6 protein-coding genes are annotated in these 7,240 nt (G+C 51.8%); 3 read left to right on the top strand and 3 right to left on the bottom strand.

The window, feature by feature from the left end; genetic code table 11:
• The first annotated feature begins 383 nt into the window (after positions 1-383).
• Both ACR0CG_RS23280 and ACR0CG_RS23285 read left to right on the top strand, forming a co-directional pair.
• Entirely contained in the window at positions 384-1,619 is a 1,236-nt protein-coding gene (locus ACR0CG_RS23280; RefSeq protein ID WP_480527860.1) for an adenylate/guanylate cyclase domain-containing protein, read from the top strand.
• A gap of 436 nt (positions 1,620-2,055) precedes the next feature.
• Positions 2,056-2,505 carry a DUF411 domain-containing protein gene (locus ACR0CG_RS23285; protein WP_480527861.1) on the top strand — a complete coding sequence of 150 codons (450 nt, stop codon included), beginning with the start codon at positions 2,056-2,058 and terminating at the stop codon, positions 2,503-2,505.
• A gap of 72 nt (positions 2,506-2,577) precedes the next feature.
• Here ACR0CG_RS23285 and ACR0CG_RS23290 read toward each other — a convergent pair whose 3' ends face one another.
• The 3 genes from ACR0CG_RS23290 to ACR0CG_RS23300 form a co-directional block, all read right to left on the bottom strand.
• Positions 2,578-3,225: a Spy/CpxP family protein refolding chaperone gene (locus ACR0CG_RS23290; RefSeq protein WP_480527863.1), complete on the bottom strand. Its 648-nt coding sequence runs from the start codon at positions 3,223-3,225 to the stop codon at positions 2,578-2,580.
• Between the two features lie 74 nt (positions 3,226-3,299).
• Positions 3,300-3,788: a RidA family protein gene (locus tag ACR0CG_RS23295; RefSeq protein ID WP_170816229.1), complete on the bottom strand. Its 489-nt coding sequence runs from the start codon at positions 3,786-3,788 to the stop codon at positions 3,300-3,302.
• A 266-nt stretch (positions 3,789-4,054) separates the two neighbouring features.
• The gene (locus ACR0CG_RS23300) at positions 4,055-4,882 is read right to left on the bottom strand and encodes a sulfotransferase domain-containing protein (protein WP_480527865.1); all 828 of its coding nucleotides are present in this window, start codon (positions 4,880-4,882) and stop codon (positions 4,055-4,057) included.
• A gap of 458 nt (positions 4,883-5,340) precedes the next feature.
• Here ACR0CG_RS23300 and ACR0CG_RS23305 point away from each other — a divergent pair, with 458 nt between their 5' ends.
• The gene (locus tag ACR0CG_RS23305; RefSeq protein ID WP_480527866.1) at positions 5,341-7,065 is read left to right on the top strand and encodes an adenylate/guanylate cyclase domain-containing protein; all 1,725 of its coding nucleotides are present in this window, start codon (positions 5,341-5,343) and stop codon (positions 7,063-7,065) included.
• Positions 7,066-7,240: the final 175 nt, after the last annotated feature.

The raw sequence follows: 7,240 nt of genomic DNA on the forward strand, positions 1-7,240 counted from the left end.
ATGCGACTCGCGCCATGGTCGGAGGACGAACCGATTTCTCATTTTCTGAAATAGAACCCAGACTTCTGAAAGGTCTACGCGGTCACCACGTCTTGTATCGTTTGGAGTGGCAAGATTGAGTATTTCGGTTGCCTCAACGCCGACAGATCACACAGATACCCCGCAGAGCTCAGTCGCAAAAGTCTTGCGGTACGCGCTACAGCTCACATCGCGAGCAATTCCTGATGAATTGCGACCATTGCCCGGGTGTCGTGCGTGCGATACGTCACAAGATCAGCATATACCTTAGGGCTGCAAGCGCAGAGGGAGAATTGAATTTGATGTGTCCTTGAAGTGAATTAGACTAAGAGCCAATTGTTCAGATAGCTCATTAAGAGGACATCATGGCAGCTCCTTTAGTCCAAAACTGGGAACTGACAGCCGCCGTAAAGGATATAGCCGACTGGCTGGTTCAACAGGGCTTGGAGAATGCGCCCGTGGAGCTCTGGCTTGAAGCATTCTGCAACCGTCTTGTTTCAGCAGGAATTCCACTTCAAAGAGCAAACATCACAGTTCGTGCTCATCATCCCGAGATTGGGACAGTCGCTTTCCGCTGGCATAGGGATGGGGGTCATGAGCGAGAGGACTTTGTCCGAAGAACGGATGCGCCTGAGGAATACGTTCTAAGCCCGATTTACTATCTTTTGGCAAACAACGTTGAAGAGATCAGACAAGATCTGACAGTCGAAGAACCCGCGCTCAACTTTCCGATCTTCGACGAACTTCGCGCGCGCGGTGCAACTGACTACTTCGCTGTTAAACGGTTTTTCCTTATTCAGGACAATACTACGCCAGTCGATCCAATGCAGGCCTATGAAGGTGCCATAATCTCATTGACAACCGACGCGAACGGGGGCTTCACAAGCGAGCAACTTGATGGTTTGCGTCAACTGATATCTCCACTTTGCCTGACGCTGAAATGTGGGGCGAACCGATTGATGGCTGAAGACATTACAGCCGCATATCTGGGCAAAGATGCCAGTAGGCGCGTTCTTTCCGGGGACATCACCCGAGGTTCATCGGAAACTATTTCAGCGGTGATTTGGTATTTTGACCTGCAAGGATTTACCAAATTGTCAGAGGCGCTTCCGGGGGGCTCAATCATAGAATTGCTAAACGACTACTTCGCGGAAGCTGTTGACGTAGTCGAACGCAATGGCGGTAACGTTCTGAAATTCATGGGAGATGGAATGCTTGCCATCTTCGACATCAATCAAGTTCCGGACGCTCGCCGCGTCGCAATTCACGCGGCCGCGGAGTTGCGAAATACCTTTGAGGAACTCAACCAACGGCGGCAAGCTGATGGTTTGCCAACGACCGGCTTCACTCTCTCGTTGCACGCAGGCGATGTTCTTTACGGCAATATTGGCGGTAGGTCTCGCTTGGATTTCACAGTGGTCGGCCCAGCGGTAAATACAACTTCGCGCATTTTAGGCATGTGCAGCGCGCTTGATCAGAACATTGTGGTTTCCGATAAGGTGGCGGGTGACTTGGTGGGCTCCATTCCAAGTCTTGTTTCCCTGGGGCAATACAGATTGCGCGGTGTTGCTGAAAGACAGGAGCTGTTCACGATAGACTAACTGCCGCTATTTGGAAGCTGCCGCAATGGGGTGTTGACCTGCGTCAAAGCAAAGGTAGCCGGATTGCTACTAGGTTGGTTTGCACATGGAACAGAACTGTTGGATCAAGCACCCGCGAAGAGCGGCATTCTTGGTCATAGTGATTGCATTGTCAGGGTGCACGGGCAGGCACCACCAAGGCAATTGGCATGGCCACGGCTTAGAAGGTTGCTATGGACCTCACCACGACGTTGATCGCGAGGTCCATTGCCGAACGCTCGAGTGAACTTGAGCCATACGCGACGCAACTCACAAAACGTTTGGGACCAGTGTTATTTGGATTGAGATTCAGATCTTGTATCGAAACTGCCCGTTTGATGCTCAGTCCGGTAACATTGAAAAGTTTGGCCTTGGCACAATATCTTTGTAGTCCCATGAGGAAGCGGAGAAGAGACCAATGAAACGACGCGAATTTTTACTAGCGGGTACAGCAGCAGTGCTGGCCACTCCTTCCGTCGGTCAAGAAGCCCCACTCATCAATGTCTACAAGACGCCAACCTGCGGCTGTTGTGCCGCGTGGGTAGATCACCTGATTTCCGCAGGATTTCGTGCCGATACGCTAGACGTGGGGCAGGAGCAGCTGTGGTCGCTTAAAGAACAAATGAAAATCTCAGATGAGCTTTCCAGTTGCCACACTGCAGTTGTTGGGGGCTATTTTGTCGAAGGTCATGTCCCGGCAGAAGACATAAATCGACTTTTGTCCGAACATCCTGAAGGCCTCGGCCTAACAGTTCCAGGCATGCCGATGGGTTCACCCGGCATGGATTTTTCAGACGAACGAGAACCTTACGAAACCTTGCTCGTTGGTCTGGATGGGACGACGAGTGTGTTTGCTCGACACAGCTGAGAGATTGGATGAAGGGCAATCAGATTTCCCAGCTCCATGTCCAACATTATTTTGCGCTGATTTCAAAAGGATTCAGCTGCAATCGTTGTGTTTTTCCCACATGGTCGGGTCGTGGCCTTCGGGCACATTGGAGCACGGGTCGTTCGCATACCCTCTTAGAATGCTGTACTGTTGGATTTGATCTGCGCTCAACAGTGGTGTTGTTTGCAGGTGCCGGGACAGATGAACCAGTCGCAACTCGGCCCTGGCAGCTTCGGCCGCTTCAACAAGTTTGTTTAGCTCGGCCAATTCAAGCTGGTCACCGGCAAACGCTTCACTCAACGCCGCCTCGGCCTCAATAAACCGCTCGCCTGCGACGATTGCCTGTACGCGCATTTCAGAATGGATCGCCTCAATTTTTCTCAGCTGATCCTTCGAGAGTCCAAGTTCATCTTTCAATTCGAGCAAGTGTGCTGGGCCTGGTTTGCCATTCAGCTCCGCTGGTAAAGCAAAACCCCAACCTCCGCCGCGCCGCAGCTCTTCTAAATCGGTCTCAGATAAGCTTTTGATAGTCCTGGATTGCAGACCGGCGTATGGCGTGACTTCAGCGTCGTGAGTGTGACTTTGCGCGAGTGCTACTTGAGAGTATTGGATCGTACAGAGCGCCGTTACAATCAGAAACTTAGGCATAAACTTAATCATGAAGTCTCCTTTCTGGCTCACCCAAATGCCTTCTTCCATACAGTGCTTCTGCCCTGCGCAGCGACATTCCTACTCCTCTTTGACCGGTACGTCGTTCCGGATTCACGTGTATTCTAGGCCGTTGAGACAATAACCTCTGCTTCGATTTCAATTGGGAAGTTGATTGGTAGGCCTGCCACCCCGACCGCCGTACGTGAATGGCGGCCAATCTCTTCTCCAAAGACGTCAATGATCAAATCCGTGAAACCGTTGAGAACCGCAGGCGTATCGCTGAAGCCAGATTTGCAATTTATCATCCCGTGAACTCGGCACCACCCCGTTATTCGGTTTAGACTGCCAAGTTCGCGCTTTAGACTGCCGAGAATAGAAAGCCCGACTTTGCGTGCTGAGGCGTAGCCCTCTTCCACAGACACATTTTCTCCGACTGCTCCAAATGGCGCGGCCGGAGTACCGTCTATTTCTTGTGGTCCATGACCAGATACGAACGCCCGGTCGCCCCGAACGTTAATCCACGGAAATGGCAACACCATACCAACAGGCAATTTCAGCGGCGCAGGTAAAATGATGTTGTGGTCTACCAATCGCTGTTCAGCGTCGATCATGGTACTCTCCCTCGCAGCACTTGCATGGATCTTACCATAAACCATGCCCAAAGTCGGTCTCGACCACCAAACTTTGCAAGGTCCGCTTCGTCCGCATTTGAGTCATCTGGCGAAACCGCGGCGAACGGCTGTTGTTGGTTAGGGCAAACCCTGGCCGCGTTCGCGGGCATGAATGACCGCTCATCGTGGTTACGGGTCATCCGGCAAAAAGTCTCAGATGGCCGAGACGGTCCCGAAGCGGCAATCTTTACTAAGAAAGCGAGGTCCTAAGCAGGAAGCTCTCCGCCAGACTGAAGCCATCGCGCGTCGGCTTCCGGAAGCAACTCTGCAAGACGTTTGTGAAATGCAAGAAGGTCTTCGTCTGAAAGCTTGCCTTCCCACTTGCGACTGCTTGCGCTATCGAAGAAGGCTGACGGGTCTTTGAAGGTTGTGGACCGTTGTGTTTCTTCCTTAGCACTCGCGCGTGCATTGGCTTGCATGTTCTCGAACTGCATACTTTCCGCAATTGCGGCCAGCATTTCATCGCCAATTTTCAAACTAAGTACGGAAGCGAGCTTTCTAGTATGAGAGAGCAAATCGCGCCGCATATCGGCGTAATGGAAAATGTGTATGTTGGGATGTTGGATGTTTGACTTGAAGGACTTGAAGTGATGAACGATGGCCTCAAGGGTGATCCCATCGGCCATCTCCTCTCGAACGGTCTCACCAAGAAAAAGGGCGAATGAAGCTGTCGGCTCATCCGGGAACCTGTCTTGGATCAGGTCTTCCTTCAGGTTTGCCACATGTCGGCGCATCGAAAAATGTGCGTCGATTGGGTGTCTGAACACCGCGATGTAGGTGCAATCTGGATCGAAAGGAATGCCGTCAAAAGGCGTATGGGTCTTGATGCATCTTCTGTGGCTTTGAGCTTCGAACATTCGAGCTATGGGGAGTTGATCTCGAAACGCAGGGTCGAGCCAAACCGACAGGTCATCCATGACCTTGTCCATACCTGGCTTTTCAAACAAGAGCGACAGCACAAGGGCTTGCGTCCATGTTGTTCCGCACTTTGGCGGTGTTGCAACAATCACATCTCCTTGGCGCAGCGCGAACATGTCCCAAATCCGATTGTCGGTGAGACGTGTTCTGTACTCGAATGCCTTTCTTGAAGACGCCCGTATCGTCATTCTGATTTCCGCCAATGGAACCTTAATGAAACGATAGCAAGCACGCGGCGCTGAACCTAGAATTTTGATGGCACCCGAGTAGGAAGGCCTTTCAAAGTGCCAAGCCAAAACCTTGCATTCGCGGCTAGAAGCTCGTTTTGCCCTCAAGGCAGTCATACGCGGCACCTTGCTCCAGTGCCTGTGCTGCGGTGTAAAGTCGAAATTACAAAGTTCGGTTTTTCGAGGTCCGCTTCTGCCTAATTTACCCAAAAGCAAAAAGCTTGCGTGTCGTTATTCGGTCACTGATGTTCATTGAATATTGATCGCGATTTATGCGCGAAACCCCTAATATCCCTTTGACACTCCTTCACAATGGATACGCGGGAGGATTTTGTTTGGAGCGGTACTTGGCTGCCATACTCGTGGCTGATGTTGTTGGCTATAGCGCGCTTGTCAGTGCTAACGAGGAAGCCGCATTGCACACATATAGGGGCCACTTTAGGGCGCTGGAGCCGCATGTTGGCCTGAATGGCGGACGCCTATTCAAAAGAACCGGTGACGGTTTTCTTGCAGAGTTTTCCTCGGTTGTAGATGCGCTAGCATGTGCGGAAACGATGCAACGTCAGATGGCTGAGCGGAACGGGGCGCGCGGGCAAAGTCCGGAAATGCAATTCCGTATGGGAATTCACGCAGGCGATGTTTTTGATGACGACGGTGATGTTCTTGGTGACGGCGTCAACATCGCGGCCCGGCTGGAAGGTCTTGCTCCTCCCGGAGGGATCATCGTTTCAGGTCGGGTTTACGAAGACCTTGTGGGTAAGGTGGATGTATCATTCACCGAATTGGGGCCGCAATATCTGAAGAATATCACACGCCCTGTAACTGCTTACTCCGTGCGAACAGCATTTGCTACTGAATCCCCGATAATTCAATCTCGCCCAGACAAGCCATCGGTGGCCGTTTTGGCGTTTGACAATCTTTCGCCTGACGCTGAACAGGATTACTTCGCAGAAGGTATAGCCGAAGATATAATCACCAGCTTATCCAGAGTGCCTTGGATATTCGTGGTCGCCCGAAATTCCTCTTTTTCTTACAAAGGGCTTTCGGTTGATGTGCGTCGTATCGGCCGAGAGCTTGGTGTCCGCTATATATTGGAAGGGTCCGTTCGCGGCGCTGGTGACCGGTTGCGTGTCACGGGTCAGCTGATTGATGCGGAAACCGGGTCTCATGTTTGGGCGGATCGATACGATGGCAAGCTCGATGATGTTTTTGAGCTTCAGGACCAGATTACCGAGGCTGTCGTTGCTTCGATTGCGCCAGGTATCCGACAAGCTGAAATAGACCGTGCTGCTCACAAGCGCCCTGACACCCTTGGAGCCTATGATCACTTCCTACGTGCGCAGTCCTTGATCTACAGGTTCAATTTCACTGAAGCAGACGACCATTTGTCAAAAGCTCTTTCACTCTCAAGTGAGTACCCATTGGCAAGCGCTCTTCGAGGCTGGATCCGCACTTTGCTATGGAACCCGGATACGCGTCCAAACGAGGCCCGATTTGATTACGCAATTCAACTAGCACATGAGGCTCTGGCGGCATCACATCTTGACCTAGAGGCGCAAGCATATGCCGGTTACGTAATCGCGTTTCTGTCGGAGGATACAGAGTACGGTTTGTCGCTTGTGGATCAAGTCGTCGAGAGAAGCCCAAATTGTGTTTCAGCCTGGGGATCCAGTTGCGTACTGCATGGCCTGATGGGCCAAGCACAAACGGCACAGGCACACGCCAGGGAGGCGCTCCGACTTAACCCGAATGACCCACTAAACTACCGTGTCCACATGGGTATCAGCCTGTCGCAAATCGCGGAAGGGAACTGGCCCGATCTAAGAGAAACCGCCCAAAAAATGCGTGCATTTCATAATACTGTGACAGTTTTTCGCCTGAACGAACTTGTGGCGGAAATGGCTCTCGGCAATGAGAGCCGAGCTAGAGAACTCGCACGTATTCACATGTCGCGGGAACCCGATTTTAGCGTTTCAATGTTCCGGCATATGCGCGCTCGTATCTCTATCGCAAAACCAGAAATCTATGACGCCTACTATAAAATGCTAGCAGCCGCAGGCATTCCTGATTGACGACACCGCTGTAGACCAGCGGCCAGTCATAGCAAGCATGCAACATGTGGAAACGTATTTTTTGCCGCTGGAAGAATGCACAATGTGGACCTGTCCCATTTTTGTGCCGCCCCAAGTGCTCGTTTAGGCCACTTTCCGTTCGAATGCGACCGGACTTTTCCAACCCAATGCTGAG

The organism is Ruegeria sp. AB8 (assembly GCF_056542605.1).

Coding starts and splice junctions, on each gene's coding strand:
- ACR0CG_RS23280 (WP_480527860.1), top strand. CDS start 384: ATGGCAGCTCCTTTAGTCCAAAACTGGGAACTGACAGCCGCCGTAAAG.
- ACR0CG_RS23285 (WP_480527861.1), top strand. CDS start 2,056: ATGAAACGACGCGAATTTTTACTAGCGGGTACAGCAGCAGTGCTGGCC.
- ACR0CG_RS23295 (WP_170816229.1), bottom strand. CDS start 3,788: ATGATCGACGCTGAACAGCGATTGGTAGACCACAACATCATTTTACCT.
- ACR0CG_RS23300 (WP_480527865.1), bottom strand. CDS start 4,882: ATGTTCGCGCTGCGCCAAGGAGATGTGATTGTTGCAACACCGCCAAAG.
- ACR0CG_RS23290 (WP_480527863.1), bottom strand. CDS start 3,225: ATGGAAGAAGGCATTTGGGTGAGCCAGAAAGGAGACTTCATGATTAAG.